This window comes from Georgenia wutianyii (assembly GCF_006349365.1).
GTDB classification, from domain to species: Bacteria; Actinomycetota; Actinomycetes; order Actinomycetales; family Actinomycetaceae; genus Oceanitalea; species Oceanitalea wutianyii.
In genome coordinates this window covers 1,126,072-1,142,005 of the sequence record NZ_CP040899.1, presented here as the reverse complement: position 1 = coordinate 1,142,005, position 15,934 = coordinate 1,126,072, and the positions used below count along the sequence as shown (strand labels likewise).

Here is a 15,934-nt window from a genome sequence, read left to right as displayed (position 1 = left end):
GCCACGACGCTCCTGCTCGTCCACCCGGCGGCCCGGGCCGCGCGCCCGTGGGGGCGGGCGGCGGGGGGGCGTCCCGTGTCCGCGATAACCTGCCCGGGTGAGGATGGACAGCGGACCGCACGACGAGGACGACCTGCTCGGAGCCCTGGCGGCGGGCAACCTGCCCGAGGAGGAGGACCCCCACGCCGGGCACGACCACGGGCCGACCGCCGACCTGTCGGTGCGTCCGGCCGTCCCGGAGGACGCCCCGCTCATCACCGCGCTGCAGCTCGCCGCGTGGCGGGCGCGCGGCCTGGTGGACGAGGACCTCCTCGCCACGGTCGACACCGCGGCCGTCACCGCCCAGTGGGGCGCGGCGATCACCGACCCGCCCTCACCGCGCCACCGCGTGCTCACCGCGCTCGCGGGCGGTGAGGTCGTCGGGTTCCTCGCCTACGCCCCCGCCGGGGACGTCTCCCTGCCCGAGTCCGCCGGCACCGACCCGGTCGAGGTGATCGCCCTCGAGGTCCGGGCCGGCCACACCCGCGAGGGCCACGGCTCGCGACTGCTCGCCGCGTGCGCGGACCTCGTGCGCGACTCCGGCGGCACCTGCCTCGTCACGTGGTCCGGTCAGGAGGACGAGGCGCGCACCCGCTTCCTCGGCTCCGCCGGGTTCGCCCCGGCCGGGCCGCGCCGGGCGCTGGGCACGGGCGCCGTCGACGTCGTCGAGAGCTGCTGGTTCGCCCAGGTCTGACCCCGCCGGCCCGACCCGGCCGGAGGCCTAGGCCGCGGCAGGCAGGTCGAGCACCTCGAGGATCGGGCGGGTGGCCTCCGCGTCCAGCCGGGTGACCGGGGCCTCCTCGCGGCGCCCGAGACTCGCCGGCAGCGGGTCGTCCTCCCGCAGGGCGGAGAGGGCCGCGTGGGCCTGCGCCGACGTGCAGCGCGCCGCCGGGTCCTTCTCGAGCATCGACGCGACGAGGTCGTCCAGCGCGGCCGGGACGCCGGGCACGAGCTCACGCAGCCGCGGCGCCGCGGCCCTCACCTGCCGGTGGAGCACGTCGGTCGGCGAGCCCGCGACGAACGGCGGGCGCCCCGCGAGGGCCGTCGTCAGCAGGCAGCCGAGGGCGTAGACGTCGCTCGCGGCGGTCGCCGGCGCCGAGGTCACCTGCTCGGGGGCCATGTAGGTCGCGGTCCCGAAGGTCACCGGCCCGGCGTCGTCGTCGGTCGACAGCGCGGCACCGAAGTCGATGAGGACGACGCCGTCCCCGGCGTCGAGGACGACGTTCGCGGGCTTGACGTCGCCGTGGACGACGCCGGCACCGTGGACGGCGGCGAGGGCGTCGGCCAGCCGCGCGGTCACGCGCACGGCCTCGACGGGCGCCATCGGCCCCTGGTCGAGCACGGCGCCGAGGTCCGGCCCGGTGAGGAGGTCCATGACGAGGTAGCCGGTGGCCCCGTCGTGCCCGGCGTCGTGGACGGCGACGACACCCGGGTGGGTGACCGACGCGGCGAGCCGTGCCTCGCGGCGCAGCCGCCCCGCCTCCCCGCCCCGGTCGGTGACCGTCTTGACGGCGACCTCGCGCCCGGACCTCACGTCACGGGCGGCCCAGACGGTCCCCATCCCGCCGCGTCCGACGACGCGGTGCAGCTGGTACCTGTCCGCGAGACGACTCACACCGACCATTCTCGTCCGCGCCCCGCCCGGGCGCCTCCCGTGGGAGGCGTTCCTCAGGCGAGGTCGAGGAGGTGCTCGAGGCCGACCGTCAGGCCCGGCCGCCGGGCGACGTTGCGCACCGCGAGGAGCACCCCGGGCATGAAGCTCACCCGGTCGAAGGAGTCGGTGCGGATGGTCAGCTGCTCCCCCGGGTTGCCGAGGAGGATCTCCTCGTGGGCGACCAGCCCGCGCAGCCGCACGGCATGGACGTGCACGCCGTCGACGACGGCCCCGCGGGCGCCGTCGAGCTGGGTCTGCGTCGCGTCGGGGGCCGGACCGAGCCCCGCCTCACGGCGTGCCGCGGCGATGTGCCGGGCGGTGGCGACGGCAGTCCCCGACGGCGCGTCGACCTTGTCCGGGTGGTGCAGCTCGACGACCTCGACGGACTCGAACCAGCGGGCGGCGCGGGCGGCGAGCTCCATCGCGAGGACGGCGGAGAGCGCGAAGTTCGGGGCGACGAGGACACCGAGGCCCTCGACCCGGGCGGCGTGGTCGGCCACCCGCTCCAGCGCGTCGGCGTCCCAGCCGGTCGTGCCGACGACGGCGTGCACGCCGGCGTCGAGGAGGGCGTGGACGTTGGCCTCGGTGACGGACGGGACGGTGAAGTCGACGGCGACGTCCGCCCGGCCGGCGAGCGCGGCGACGTCGTCGTCCTGCCCGAGACGCGCGACCAGCTCGAGGTCGGGCGCCTCCTCGACGGCCCGGCACACCGTGGCTCCCATGCGTCCGCCGGCGCCGAGCACCGCCACCCTCACGCGTTCGGTCATGACGGCGAGCATACGGCTCCAGGAGCGCGCACTATGCTCGCGCTCGACCCTCGGGAGGAGACCCATGACCCGCAGCATCATCCTCGACTGCGACCCCGGCCACGACGATGCCCTCGCCATCCTGCTCGCCGCGGGCGACCCCCGCGCCGAGCTCCTCGCGATCACGACGGTGGCGGGCAACCAGACGGTCGAGAAGGTCACCCGCAACGCGCGCGCCGTGTGCACGGTCGCAGGGGTCGAGGGCGTCACCGTCGCCCAGGGCGCGTCCCGCCCGCTCGTCCGTGAGGCGATCATCGCCCCGGAGTACCACGGCGACAGCGGCCTGGACGGGCCCGACCTGCCCGAGCCCACCGTGCCCCTGGACCCGCGCGGCGCGGCTGAGCTCATCGTCCGCACGGTCATGGACCGCGAGCCCGGGACCGTGGACCTCGTCCCCACCGGGCCGCTGACGAACATCGCCCTGGCCCTCGCGCTCGAGCCGCGGCTGGCCGAGCGCGTCCGCGGCGTCACCCTCATGGGCGGGGCCTACACCCGCGGCAACCGCACGCCCGCCGCGGAGTTCAACATCATCGCCGACCCGGAGGCCGCGGCGGCCGTCTTCGCCGCGCCGTGGCCGGTGACGATGGTCGGCCTGGACCTCACCCACCAGGCGCTGGCCGACGACGCCTTCCGCAGCCGGGTCCGTGCCCTCGGGACGCCGCTGGCAGGGTTCGTCGAGGAGCTCATGGAGTTCTTCACGCAGTCGTACGCGCGCCGCGGGTTCCCCGCGCCCGCCGTCCACGACCTGTGCGCCGTCGCCGCCGTGCTCGACCCGGACGTCATGACCTACCGCGACGCCTTCGTCACCGTCGAGCTCACCGGCACGTGGACCACCGGCATGACCGTCACCGACTTCGAGGGGCTCCTCGGCCGCCCGGTGAACACGCGCGTGGCCGTGTCCCTCGACCGCGACCGGCTGTGGGACATGACGGTGGCCGCCATCGAGCGCCTCGGCGGCTGAGCCGGCCGGCCGGCCCCCGGGTCAGGGGGCCGGGACCGGCGCGAGGGAGGCGAGCAGCGGGCCCGCGACGTCGTCCTCGAAGGGCCCGACGACGACGAGCGAGCGCGGCCGGGCGGCGAGCTCGGCCGCGAGCTCCTGGACCTGCTCGGCGGTGACCGCGCGGATGAGCTCGAGGCTCTCCGCGATCGTCGTGAGCTCGCCGTGGACGATCTCCGCGCGGCCCAGGCGCGACATGCGCGAGCCGGTGTCCTCCAGGCCGAGGACGAGGTTGCCGCACAGCTGGCCGACAGCGCGCTCGAGCTCCTCCGCACCGAGCGGCTCACGCGCGATCTTGTCGAGCTCGGCGCCGAGGAGGGTGACGACCTCGGTCGTGTTCTCCGGCGCGCAGCCCGCGTAGAGGCCGACGAGCCCGGCCTCCGCGTAGGAGGAGGCGAAGGCGTAGGTGGAGTAGGCGAGGCCGCGACGCTCGCGGACCTCCTGGAACAGGCGCGAGCTCATGCCACCGCCGAGCGCGGTCATGAGCACCGACAGCGCCCACCGCCGCTCGTCGCGGGCGGGCAGCCCCTGGCAGCCGAGGATGACGTTGGCCTGCTCGGTCGTGCGCCGCACGGTGAGGGCGCTGCCCTCGGTGGGCAGCGCGTCGCTGCCGGCCGTGCGCCGGGCGACGGGCGCCTCGGCGGGGTCGAGCCGCCAGCCGCCGGCCTCGACCGCCTGCAGCACCTGGCGGCACAGCGTCTCGTGGTCCACGGCGCCGGCGGCGGTGACGACCAGCTCGCGCGGCACGTAGGTGCGCCGGTAGTGCTCGAGGACGGCCTCGCGCGGAACCTCGCGGATCGTCGCCGGGGTCCCGCCGATCGGACGGCCGAGCGGGTGCGGGCCCAGGACCGCGGTGGCGAACTGCTCGTGGACGACGTCGACGGGGTCGTCCCCCGCCATCGCCAGCTCCTCGAGGATGACGCCCCGCTCGGTCTCGAAGTCCTCCGCGTCGAGCAGGGCGGAGGTCACCATGTCGGTGATGACGTCGACCGCCATGGGCAGGTCGGCGTCGAGCACCCGTGCGTAGTAGCAGGTGTGCTCCTTGCCGGTGGCGGCGTTCGCCTCGCCACCGACGGCGTCGAACGCGACCGCGATGTCCATCGCGTCGCGTCGCGCGGTGCCCTTGAAGAGCAGGTGCTCGAGGAAGTGGGTCGAGCCGTGGTGGCCGTCGGTCTCGTCACGAGAACCGACGGCCACCCACGCGCCCACGGCAGCCGAGCGCTGCGCGGGGATGGCCTCGCTGAGCACCCGGATCCCGCCGGGCAGGACGGAGCGTCGGATGACGCTGCCGTCCTGCTCGACGTGGAGCTCGGTGCCCGGCTCACCGGCCGGGCCGAGCGGAAGTGCTTCAGGCACCGGCGGTGTCGCCGTCCTCCCGGATGCGGTTGCGACGCTCGCGACGCTGACCGCCCTCGCGGCGGCTGCTGCCACCCTCGCGGCGGGGACGCTCGTCACGCTGCTCCTCGGCGGCGTCCTCGGTCCCGGCGTCGGTGGCCTCGGCGGCCTCGGCGTCACCGGTCTCCTCGTCGTCGACGACGGCGTGGAGGGAGAGCTTGCCGCGCGGGTCGACCTCGGCGAGCTCGACCTGGACCTGCTGGCCCACGGACAGGACGTCCTCGACGTTCTCCACGCGCTTGCCACCGACGAGGCGGCGGATCTGGGAGATGTGGAGCAGACCGTCCTTGCCCGGGGACAGGGAGACGAAGGCGCCGAAGGACGTCGTCTTGACGACGGTCCCGACGAAGCGCTCGCCCACCTCGGGCATCTGCGGGTTGGCGATCGCGTTGACGGCCTGGCGGGCCGCCTCGGCCGAGGGGCCGTCGGTCGCGCCGATGTAGACGGTGCCGTCGTCCTCGATCGAGATGTCCGCGCCGGTGTCCTCCTGGATCTGGTTGATCATCTTGCCCTTCGGGCCGATGACCTCACCGATCTTGTCGACCGGGACCTTGACGGTGATGACGCGCGGGGCGGTGGCGGCCATCTCGTCGGGTGCGTCGATGACCTCGGTCATGACGTCCAGGATGTGCAGGCGGGCGTCGCGCGCCTGGTTCAGCGCGGCGGCGAGCACCGAGGCCGGGATGCCCAGCAGCTTGGTGTCGAGCTGGATCGCCGTGACGAACTCGCGGGTGCCGGCGACCTTGAAGTCCATGTCGCCGAACGCGTCCTCGGCGCCGAGGATGTCGGTGAGCGCCGCGTAGCGGGTCTCACCCTCCACCTCGTCGCTCATGAGGCCCATGGCGATGCCGGCGACCGGGGCGCGCAGCGGCACACCGGCGTTGAGCAGCGACAGGGTCGAGGCGCAGACCGAGCCCATCGAGGTCGAGCCGTTGGACCCGAGGGCCTCGGAGACCTGACGGATCGCGTAGGGGAACTCCTCGCGGGTCGGCAGGACGGGCATGAGGGCCCGCTCCGCCAGGGCGCCGTGGCCGATCTCGCGGCGCTTGGGCGAGCCCACGCGGCCGGTCTCACCGGTGGAGTACGGCGGGAAGTTGTAGTTGTGCATGTAACGCTTGCGCGTCTGCGGGGAGAGCGTGTCGAGCTGCTGCTCCATGCGGAGCATGTTGAGCGTCGTCACACCCATGATCTGGGTCTCGCCGCGCTCGAAGAGTGCCGAGCCGTGCACGCGCGGGAGGACGTCGACCTCCGCGGACAGGGTGCGGATGTCGCGCAGCCCGCGACCGTCCATGCGCACGCCGTCCTTGAGCACCCGCTGGCGCACGAAGTGCTTGGTCGCGGCGCGGAAGGCGGCGGAGAGGTTCTTCTCCGACTCCGGGAACTGCTCGGAGAGGGCCTCGAGGGTGGCCTTCTTGACCTCGTCGAGGCGCTCCTCGCGCTCCTGCTTGCCGGCGATGGCGATCGCCTCGGCGAGGTCGGCGGCGGCGTGACCGACGACGGCCTCGTACTCCTCGGTCGTGTAGTCGAGGAAGCGGGGCAGCTCGGTGACCGGCTTGGCGGCCTTCTCGGCGAGCTCGGCCTGGGCCTTGCACAGCGCGAGGATGAACGGCTTGGAGGCCTCGAGGCCCTGGGCCACGATCTCCTCGGTCGGCGCGGTGGCGCCGTCCTGGATGAGCGTCCAGGCGTTGTCGGTGGCCTCGGCCTCGACCATCATCACCGCGACGTCCTCGTTGCCCTCGGCGTCGGTGACGACGCGTCCGGCGACGACCATCGAGAAGACGGCCCGCTCGAGCTCGGAGTAGCGCGGGAAGGCGACCCACTGGTCGTTGATGAGCGCGATCCGGGTGCCGCCGATCGGCCCCGAGAAGGGCAGGCCGGAGATCTGGGTGGACAGCGACGCGGCGTTGATCGCCAGGACGTCGTAGCTGTCGTCCGGGTGGATCGCGAGGACGGTCTCGACGACCTGGACCTCGTTGCGCAGGCCCTTGACGAACGAGGGGCGCAGCGGGCGGTCGATGAGCCGGCAGGCGAGGATCGCCTCGGTCGAGGGACGGCCCTCGCGGCGGAAGAACGAGCCGGGGATCTTGCCGGCGGCGTACTGGCGCTCCTCGACGTCGACGGTCAGCGGGAAGAAGTCGAAGTGGTCCTTCGGGTTCTTCCCGTACGTCGTCGCCGAGAGGATCATCGTGTCCTCGTCGAGGTACGCGACGGCGGAGCCGGCGGCCTGGCGGGCCAGGCGACCGGTCTCGAAGCGGATGGTGCGGGTGCCGAAGCTGCCGTTGTCGATGACGGCTTCAGCGGACGTGATTTCGGGTCCCTCCACGGGTGCCCTCCTTCTTGATCGTCCCCGCGCGGGCCTGGCGGCCTTCGATCGAGGCCCACGGACCGTCGGCGGTGCCGACCTTCCGGGGGCCACTACCGAGGACCGGCGCATGACACCGGCGCGGGAGTGGGTGTTTCTGTTCAGTTTGTGCCCGCCCGTCACCGGCGGACATGCAAGGCCGGCTCGGACCCCGTCGGGGTCCGAGCCGGCGCGGGTCCTAGCGACGCAGTCCGAGGCGCTCGATGAGGCTGCGGTAGCGCGCGATGTCGATCTTCTGCAGGTAACCGAGGAGGTTACGGCGCTGACCGACCAGGAGCAGCAGACCACGACGGCTGTGGTGGTCGTGCTTGTGGAACTTCAGGTGCTCGGTGAGGTCGTTGATCCGCCGGGTGAGCAGCGCGACCTGGACCTCCGGCGAACCGGTGTCACCCTCGTGGGTGGCGTACTCGGCGATGATGGACTGCTTGACGTCTGCAGCGAGGGGCACAGGTTCTCCTTGGGGTTCGTTGCGCGGAGCACCGGGGCATGTCCACCCGGGCATGACGCATCCGCGGCCGATCTGACGGCAGCGTCGATCGTATCAGACCCCGGACGCGCGCAGCACGGCGAGGGCGTCCTGCACGTCGTGGCCCATCTGGGCGATCAGCGGCTCGACGCCGTCGAAGCGCAGTGTCGGGCGCAGCCGGGTGACGAACTCCACGACGACCTCCTCGTCGTACAGCTCGAGGTCGTCGCGGCCGATGACGTGCGCCTCGACGGTGCGGACCGGGTCCCCGAACGTCGGGTTGGTGCCGATGGAGATCGCGGCGGGCAGCCGCTCCCCCGTCCCGCCGTGACGGCGCAGCCAGCCGGCGTACACGCCGTCGGCCGGGATGGTGCCGACCGAGTCGGCGGCGAGGTTCGCCGTCGGGTAGCCGAGCTCGCGACCGCGCGCGTACCCGCGCACGACGACGCCACGCATGCGGTGCGGGCGTCCCAGGACGGTGGCCGCGGCGGCGACGTCCCCCGACTCGACGAGCTGGCGGGCCCAGCTCGAGGACCACCGCCGGTCCTCGCCGACGTCGTGCACGACCTCGACGTCGAACCCGTGCTCCCGCCCGAGGGCCGACATGGTGTGCTGGTCACCGGAGTTGTCCCGCCCGAAGCGCGTGTCGTGCCCGACGACGACCGCCTGGGCGTGGAGGGCGCCGAGGAGGTAGGTGCGCACGAACTCCTCGGGCGTGGCCCGGGCGAAGTCGAGGGTGTAGGGCACGACGAGCGTGACGTCGATCCCGGCATCGGCGAGCAGCACGAGCCGGTCGGTGAGCCCGGTGAGGAGGGAGGGGGCGGCCTCGGGCCGGTGGACCTGCGCCGGGTGCGGGTCGAAGGTCAGCGCGACGGCCGGCAGTCGGCGCGCCCGGGCGTGGGAGATCGTCGTCTCGAGGACGGCGCGGTGACCACGGTGGACGCCGTCGAAGTTCCCGATGGTCACGACGCTGCCGGTCAGGTCGGCGGGGATCTGCTCGATGCCGTGCCACACCTGCACCCTGGGGCTCCTTCTCCTCACGACGGCCGCTCTCCACGGCCGCTGCCGAGACTACCCCGGGTCAGCCGATGAGAATTCCGGCGATCGCGGCCGACATGAGGTTGCCCAGGGTGCCGGCCAGCACGGCCCGCAGACCGAGGGTGGCGATGACGCCCCGCTGGGTCGGGGCGATGCCGCCGAGGCCGCCGAGGAGGATCGCGAGGGAGCCGAGGTTGGCGAAGCCGGTGAGCGCGAAGGTGATGATCGCCTGGGACTTCGCGCTGAACTCCTCCGCGCGGGGCGCGAAGTCGGAGAAGGCGACGAACTCGTTGAGGACGACCTTCTGGCCGAGGAAGCTGCCGGCGTCGACGGCCTCGTTGATCGGCACGCCGACCGCCGTCATCACCGGGGCGAACACGTAGCCGAGGATCTGCTGGACGGAGAGGTCGTCGACCCCGAAGAGCGAGCCGATGGCGCCGAAGATGATGTTGAGCAGCGCGACGAGGGAGATGAACGCGAGGAGCATGGCGCCGACGTTGAGCGCCAGCCCGAGGCCGTCGGACGCGCCACGGGAGGCGGCGTCGATGACGTTGACGGGCTCGTCGTCGTCGGCGGTGTCGTCGTCGGTGTCGGCGTCGGCCGGCTCGTCGGCCGCGCGGACCCGGCGCACGAGCTCGTCGCGACCCTCCACCGTGGCCCCGCGCCGCGCGCCGCGCTGGAAGGCGGCCCTCGCCCGGTCGGCGAAGCTGCGGTCCTCCTTCCGGCCGCCCGCCTTGCGGGGGACCTCCGGGGTGTCGGCGCCGCTCACCGTGTCGGGCGCCTGCACGACGGGCGTTCGCGCCGTCGTCGTCGCCCCGTCCGTGGGCACCGCGTTGGGCCCGATGTCGGACAGCGCGCCCGCGGGCACGAGCATCTTCGCCATGAGCAGCCCGGCGGGGGCTGCCATGAAGCTCGCCGCGATGAGGTACTCGAGGTTCGCCCCGAGCAGCGAGTAGCCGACGAGCACCGAGCCGGCGACCGTCGTCAGCCCGCCGGCCATGACGGCGAAGACCTCCGACGGCGTCATGTGCTTGATGTAGGGACGGATGACGAGGGGCGCCTCGGTCTGACCGACGAAGATGTTCGCCGCGGCATTCATCGACTCCGGGCCGGTGGTGCCGAGGACCTTCGCCAGGCCGCCCCCGATCCACCGCGTGACGAGCTGCAGCGCACCGATGTAGTAGAGGACGGCGGTGAGCGAGGCGAAGAAGACGATGACCGGAAGCACCTGGAAGGCGAAGACCGAGCCTTCGTCGGGCAGGATCGGCCCGAAGAGGAAGTCGATGCCGGACGAGGAGGAGTTGATGACGGCCTGGACCGCGGTGGTGAACTCCTCCAGCACCCACCTGCCGGCGGGCACGTAGAGCACGAGGAAGCCGAAGGTGATCTGGATGAGCAGCGCGAGCGTGATCGTCCGGTAGTTGATCCGGCGTCGGTCGACCGACAGCAGCCAGGCGATCGCCAGGACGAGCACCATTCCACCGAGTCCCCACAGCACCTGGAGCACGGCTTCCCCCCTCTCTCGTGCACGAGCGCACTCACCCTCGCACACACCCCGCCGCTCCGCCCGTGAGAGAGCGTCACCCGCCCTCCTCGCCCCCTCCCCCGCGACAGCCGAGTTCCGCACGACAGCCGACTTGTGCGCGACAGCCGAGTTCCGCGCGACAGCCGAGTTCCGCGCGGCGGCGGAGTTCGTCGCGACAGCCGAGTTCCGCGCGGCGGCAGACTCCGCCCTGGGAGTCCTGGAGGGCGACGCGTCAGGCTGGGTCGAGCACGAGCACCGGCCGGGCCTGCTCCCCGCGGTCCTCGACGAGCGCGACGACGTGTCCGTCCGGTGCCGCGACGGCGACCGTCCCGGGACACCCGCTCGGCGCGAGCCGCTTGCCGTACCGGACCGCCGTCGTCTCCTCCGCGGTGAGGTCACGCACCGGGAACGCGAGCCGGCACGCCTCGGTGAGCGAGAGCAGCCGCACCGGCGCACCCTCCTCGTGCGCGACGCCGAGCGCGGCCAGGTCGGCCGCGCCGTCGAGCCCGAACGGCCCGACCTGCGTGCGGCGCAGCGCGGTGAGGTGGCCGCCGGTGCCGAGCGCGGCGCCGAGGTCACGGGCGAGCGCGCGCACGTAGGTTCCGGACGAGCAGCCGACGACGACGTCGAGGTCGGTGACGGGCGTCCCGTCCTGCGCCGTCGTCGTGCGCCTGTCGAGGACGTCGAAACGGTGGATGACGACCGGCCGGGCGGCGAGCTCGACCTCCTCCCCGCCACGCACCCGCGCGTAGGACCGCTTGCCGTCGACCTTGATCGCGCTCACCGAGCTCGGCACCTGCTCGATCGGACCCCGAAGGTCCGTGAGAGCGGCCTCGACGGCCTCCCGGGAGACGTCGGGGGCGCCCACGGCGGTGGTGACGTCGCCCTCGGCGTCGTCGGTGATCGTCGCCTGCCCGAGCCGGATCGTCGCCGTGTACTCCTTGTCCGCGCCCACGAGGTAGGTGAGCAGCCGCGTCGCGCGGCCGACGCCGAGGACCAGCACGCCGGTGGCCATAGGGTCGAGGGTGCCGGCGTGGCCGACCTTGCGGGTCCCGGCGAGGCGGCGGACGCGTCCGACGACGTCGTGGCTCGTCCAGCCCGAGGGCTTGTCGACGACGAGGATCCCGTCGGCGGGGTCGGCGGATCCGGAAGGTGCGCGGCGTTCGGTCACCACGCGACGCTAGCAGCGCCCGACGGACGGGCCGTGGCACCAGGACATGTCGAGCGGCCGGCGGAGAGGAACGCCACTGCCGACCAGAACTCCGCTGTCGCGCGGAAGTCGGCTCTCGCGCGGAAGTCGGCTCTCGCGCGGAAGTCGGCTCTCGCGCGGAAGTCGGCTCTCGCGCGGAAGTCGGCTCTCGCGCGGAAGTCGGCTCTCGCGCGGAAGTCGGCTCTCGCGCGTAAGGGAGGGAGGCAGGGCCGGGGCCGGGGCCGGGGCCGGGGCGGTCAGGAGGGGGTGCGGCGGGCCTTGAGGACGAGCTGGACGGCGGTGACGAGGAGGAGGACGGCGAAGAGTCGCTGGAGCCACTCCCCCGGGGCCGCCTGGGCGACGAGGGTTCCGAGCGGAGCGCCGACGACGCCGCCCAGGCCGAGCACCGCTCCGGATCGCCAGTCGGTGTACCCGCGGCGGGCGTGACGCCACGCGCCGAGGAGCGAGATCGGCACCATGGCGGCGAGCGAGGTCCCCTGCGCCTCCTGAGGGGTGAACCCGAAGCCGAGGACGAGCAGCGGCACCATGACGATCCCGCCGCCGATGCCGATGAGGGCGGACAGCAGGCCCATGAGGAGGCCGGCGCCGACGTAGCCGAGCAGCACGACCGGCTCGAGGTGGGCGATCTCGCCGGCGCCCTCGACCGGCGGGGCCAGCGCCATGCGCACGGCGACCGCCACCATGACGGCGGCGAAGGCGATCTTCAGCGCCCGGTCGGACAAGCGGTGGAGCAGCTCGGCGCCGAGGAACGTGCCGACGAGCCCGCCGGCGACGACGAGGAGCGCGGGCACGATGACGACGTCCCCGGCGATGCCGTAGCTGAGGGCCCCGGCGAGGGCGGTGAGGGTGATCGCGGCGAGTGAGGTCGCCTGCGCCCGCTTCTGCGCCATCGCGAACAGCGAGACGAGGACCGGGACGAGGACGACGCCCCCGCCGATGCCGAGCAGCCCCGACAGGACGCCGACGGCGAGGCCGGCGGCGCCCAGTCGGGGGATGCTCACGGGCTGGGTGCTCAGCGGTCGGCCGGGTCGTCGGCCGTGAGCTCCTCGTCCCGCTCGCGGCGGTACGGGTCGGCCTCCCCGGCCGGGGTGGCGCCGGCCGCGAGGCGGGCCAGCTCGGCGTCCCGCTCGGCCGCCTCGCGCAGGACGCGGTCGAGGTCGGCCGCGGTCTCCGGGATGACGTCCGCCGTGAAGGCGAGGGTCGGGGTGAGCCGCAGACCGAGCTGCTTGCCCACCTCGGAGCGGATGAGGCCCTTGGCCGAGGCGAGGGCGGCGGCGGTGTCCTGCCGCGCCTGCTCGTCCCCGAGGACGGTGTAGTAGACGGTGGCGTTCTGGAGGTCACCGGTCACCCGGACCTCCGTCACGGTGACGAAGCCGAGGCGCGGGTCCTTGATCCGGGACTCGAGCATCGAGGCGACGATCTGCTGGATGCGGTCGCTCACGCGGCGCATCCGCGGGGTGTCGGCCATGGTTCCCTCCTGGTGGGCTGACGCGGCGTGGCGCGCACCGGCTGGTGCGCGCCACGCCGTCGTGTGGCGAATCAGCTACGCGGCTTCTCGCGCATCTCGAACGTCTCGATGACGTCACCCTCGGTGATGTCGTTGAACGACCCGAGGCTGATACCGCACTCGAAGCCCTCGCGGACCTCGGTGACGTCGTCCTTCTCGCGACGCAGGGAGTCGATGTTGACGTTCTCCCCCACGACGACGCCGTCCCGCAGGACACGCGCCTTCGTGTTCCGGCGGATGGTGCCGGACCGGACGATCGAACCGGCGATGTTGCCGACCTTGGAGGAGCGGAACACCTGACGGACCTCCGCGGTGCCCAGCTGGACCTCCTCGTACTCCGGCTTGAGCATGCCGCGCAGGGCCTGCTCGACGTCGTCGATCGCCTGGTAGATGACCGAGTAGTACCGGATGTCGACGCCCTCGCGGTCCGCCAGCTCCTGGACCCGCTCGGCGGGCTTCACGTTGAAGCCGATGATGATCGCGTTGTCGACCGTGGCGAGGTTGACGTCGTTCTGCGTGATCGCACCGACGCCGCGGTGGATGATGCGCAGGTCGACCTCGTCGCCCACGTCGATCTTGAGCAGCGAGTCCTCCAGCGCCTCGACGGCACCCGACACGTCGCCCTTGAGGACGAGGTTGAGGGTCTCGACGCGGCCCTGCTTGAGGGCCTCGGTGAAGTCCTCCAGGGACACCCGCTTGCGGCGCTTGGCCAGCGTCGCGGCTCGCTCGGCGGCCGCTCGCTTGTCGGCGATCTGCCGGGCGGTGCGGTCGTCGGGTGCGACGAGGAAGCTGTCGCCGGCGCGGGGCACCGAGGTGAGACCGAGGACCTGGACCGGCCGCGAGGGGCCGGCCTCCTGGACCGGGTCGCCGTACTCGTCGAACATCGCGCGGACACGGCCGTGGGCGGTGCCCGCGACGATCGCGTCGCCGACGTGCAGCGTGCCGGACTGGACGAGGACGGTCGCGACGGAGCCGCGGCCCTTGTCGAGGTTCGCCTCGATGGCGACGCCTCGGGCGTCCTTGTCGGGGTTGGCGCGCAGCTCGAGGGAGGCGTCCGCGGTGAGCAGGACGGCCTCGAGGAGCTCGTCGATGCCCATGCGCTTGAGCGCGGAGACGTCGACGAACATCGTGTCGCCGCCGTACTCCTCGGCCACCAGGTTGTACTCGGTGAGCTGCTGGCGGATCTTGGCGGGGTTGGCCCCCTCCTTGTCCACCTTGTTCACCGCGACGACGATCGGCACGCCGGCCGACTGCGCGTGGTTGAGGGCCTCCACCGTCTGGGGCATGACGCCGTCGTCCGCCGCGACCACGAGGATCGCGATGTCGGTGACGTCCGCACCACGGGCACGCATGGCGGTGAACGCCTCGTGACCGGGGGTGTCGATGAAGGTGAGCGCGCGCTCGTGGCCCTCGTGCTCGTGGTGGACCTGGTAGGCACCGATGTGCTGGGTGATGCCACCGGCCTCGCCTGCGACGACGTCCGTCTGACGGATCGCGTCGAGCAGCTTGGTCTTTCCGTGGTCGACGTGACCCATGACGGTGACGACCGGCGGGCGTGCCTCGAGGTCCTCGTCGGTCTCGGCGGCCTCCTCGGCCTCGAGGTCGATGTCGAAGCCCCCGAGGAGCTCACGGTCCTCGTCCTCGGGCGAGACGATCTTGATCTGGTAGCCGAGCTCGGCGCCGAGGGCCTGGAAGGTGTCCTCGTCCAGCGACTGGGTCGCGGTGGCCATCTCACCGAGGTGGAAGAGCACCGTGACGAGCGCCGCGGGGTTGGCGTCGATCTTGTCCGCGAAGTCCGCGAGGCTGGCTCCGGCGCGGATCTGCACCTCGGTGGTGCCGTTACCGCGGGGGACCTGGACGCCGCCGAGGCTCGGGGCGCCCTGCTGCTCGAACTCCTGGCGCTTCGCCCGCTTGGACTTGCGCCCGCGGACCGGCTTGCCGCCGGGACGACCGAACGCGCCCTGGGTGCCGCCGCGGCCACCACGTGCACCGCCGCCGCGGCCGGCGAAACCGCCGCCGCCACCGGGACGGCCTGCGCCACCGGGACCGCCGGCGCCACCGGGGGCACCGCCGCCGGGACGGCCGCGGCCGCCACCACGCGCGGGTGCACCGGGGGTGCCCACCGAGCTACGGCCCGGCATCATGCCGGGGGTCGGGCGAGCGCCACCGGGACGCGGCGCAGCCGCCGGACGCGGGCCACCGGTCCCACCGGGACGGGGCGCGCCGGGACGCGGGGCGCCTGCGGGGGCACCGCCGGCGGGGCGGGGGCCACCGGGCCGGGGACCACCGCTGCCACCGGGCCGGGGCATGCCCTGGCTCGTGGCGAAGGGGTTGTTGCCGGGACGCGGGCCACCGGGGCGCGGGCCACCGGGACGGGGGCCGCCACCGCTGCCGCCGCTGCGGGGCATGCCCTGGCTCGGGGCGAACGGGTTGTTGCCGGGACGCGCGGGCCGGGGGCCCGGGGCGGCCTGGGACGCCGGCTTCGGGGCAGGCGCTGCAGGCGCAGGGGTCTCGGCCTTGGCGGCCGGGGCCTGCGGCGCGGCGGGGGCCGGCGCGGGCTCGGGTGCCTTCTTCTCCTCGACCGGCGCCGGCTTCGGGGCGGCGGGGGTCGGGGTGGGAGCCGGGGCTGCCGGGGCTGCCGGGGCCGGGGCCGGGGCGTCGTCGGCCGGAGCGGCAGGCTTTGCCGCCGGGGCCGGCGCGGGCGCCTTCGGCTGCGGCTTACGGGGAGCCGGCTTCTTCTTCTCCGTCGACTCCGACGGGGCGGGAATCGCCTCCCGCAGGCGGCGCACAACCGGCGCCTCGACGGTCGAGGAGGCCGACTTGACGAACTCTCCGAGCTCGCTCAACTTGGCCATCACAGTCTTGCTGTCGACGCCGAGCTCCTTGGCGAGCTCGTGGACGCGAAGCTTTGCCACATTTCTCCTGTCTCGGCCCG

At 73.6% G+C, this 15,934-nt stretch carries 13 protein-coding genes; 2 read left to right on the top strand and 11 right to left on the bottom strand.

Going from position 1 to position 15,934, the window contains the following annotated elements:
- Positions 1–103: 103 nt before the first annotated feature.
- Positions 104–733 carry a GNAT family N-acetyltransferase gene (locus FE251_RS05100; RefSeq protein WP_139949259.1) on the top strand — a complete coding sequence of 210 codons (630 nt, stop codon included), beginning with the start codon at positions 104–106 and terminating at the stop codon, positions 731–733.
- Between the two features lie 27 nt (positions 734–760).
- Here FE251_RS05100 and FE251_RS05095 read toward each other — a convergent pair whose 3' ends face one another.
- Both FE251_RS05095 and dapB read right to left on the bottom strand, forming a co-directional pair.
- The gene (locus FE251_RS05095) at positions 761–1,654 is read right to left on the bottom strand and encodes a serine/threonine-protein kinase (protein WP_168202654.1); all 894 of its coding nucleotides are present in this window, start codon (positions 1,652–1,654) and stop codon (positions 761–763) included.
- Between the two features lie 53 nt (positions 1,655–1,707).
- Positions 1,708–2,460, bottom strand: a complete 753-nt coding sequence (gene dapB / locus FE251_RS05090; RefSeq protein WP_139948156.1) for a 4-hydroxy-tetrahydrodipicolinate reductase — start codon at positions 2,458–2,460, stop codon at positions 1,708–1,710.
- A 64-nt stretch (positions 2,461–2,524) separates the two neighbouring features.
- On the opposite strand from dapB, the gene FE251_RS05085 reads away from it, so the two are divergent.
- Complete coding sequence (locus FE251_RS05085) at positions 2,525–3,460, top strand: nucleoside hydrolase (RefSeq protein ID WP_139073600.1); 936 nt, start codon at positions 2,525–2,527, stop codon at positions 3,458–3,460.
- 21 nt (positions 3,461–3,481) lie between these two features.
- Here the strand turns inward: FE251_RS05085 and FE251_RS05080 are convergent, their stop codons facing one another.
- The 9 genes from FE251_RS05080 to infB form a co-directional block, all read right to left on the bottom strand.
- Positions 3,482–4,852, bottom strand: coding sequence for a M16 family metallopeptidase (locus tag FE251_RS05080; protein ID WP_139073601.1), 1,371 nt, complete (start codon positions 4,850–4,852; stop codon positions 3,482–3,484).
- Positions 4,845–7,214 (bottom strand): polyribonucleotide nucleotidyltransferase, encoded by a 2,370-nt coding sequence (locus FE251_RS05075; protein WP_176554792.1) that lies wholly within the window; start codon positions 7,212–7,214, stop codon positions 4,845–4,847. The genes FE251_RS05080 and FE251_RS05075 overlap by 8 nt, the downstream gene beginning before the upstream one ends.
- A gap of 217 nt (positions 7,215–7,431) precedes the next feature.
- Complete coding sequence (rpsO, locus tag FE251_RS05070) at positions 7,432–7,755, bottom strand: 30S ribosomal protein S15 (RefSeq protein ID WP_176554793.1); 324 nt, start codon at positions 7,753–7,755, stop codon at positions 7,432–7,434.
- A 39-nt stretch (positions 7,756–7,794) separates the two neighbouring features.
- Positions 7,795–8,739 carry a bifunctional riboflavin kinase/FAD synthetase gene (locus FE251_RS05065; RefSeq protein ID WP_139948155.1) on the bottom strand — a complete coding sequence of 315 codons (945 nt, stop codon included), beginning with the start codon at positions 8,737–8,739 and terminating at the stop codon, positions 7,795–7,797.
- 61 nt (positions 8,740–8,800) lie between these two features.
- A complete protein-coding gene (locus tag FE251_RS05060) occupies positions 8,801–10,234 on the bottom strand; it encodes a NupC/NupG family nucleoside CNT transporter (RefSeq protein ID WP_139948154.1) in 1,434 nt (477 codons plus the stop codon).
- Positions 10,235–10,514: 280 nt separating this feature from the next.
- Positions 10,515–11,456: a tRNA pseudouridine(55) synthase TruB gene (gene truB, locus FE251_RS05055; RefSeq protein ID WP_407925285.1), complete on the bottom strand. Its 942-nt coding sequence runs from the start codon at positions 11,454–11,456 to the stop codon at positions 10,515–10,517.
- Positions 11,457–11,728: 272 nt separating this feature from the next.
- Positions 11,729–12,493, bottom strand: a complete 765-nt coding sequence (locus tag FE251_RS05050) for a sulfite exporter TauE/SafE family protein (protein WP_139948153.1) — start codon at positions 12,491–12,493, stop codon at positions 11,729–11,731.
- An 11-nt stretch (positions 12,494–12,504) separates the two neighbouring features.
- On the bottom strand, positions 12,505–12,960 hold the full coding sequence (gene rbfA, locus FE251_RS05045; protein WP_139073607.1) for a 30S ribosome-binding factor RbfA: 456 nt from the start codon (positions 12,958–12,960) through the stop codon (positions 12,505–12,507).
- A 71-nt stretch (positions 12,961–13,031) separates the two neighbouring features.
- Positions 13,032–15,914 carry a translation initiation factor IF-2 gene (gene infB / locus FE251_RS05040; protein WP_139948152.1) on the bottom strand — a complete coding sequence of 961 codons (2,883 nt, stop codon included), beginning with the start codon at positions 15,912–15,914 and terminating at the stop codon, positions 13,032–13,034.
- Positions 15,915–15,934 lie beyond the last annotated feature (20 nt).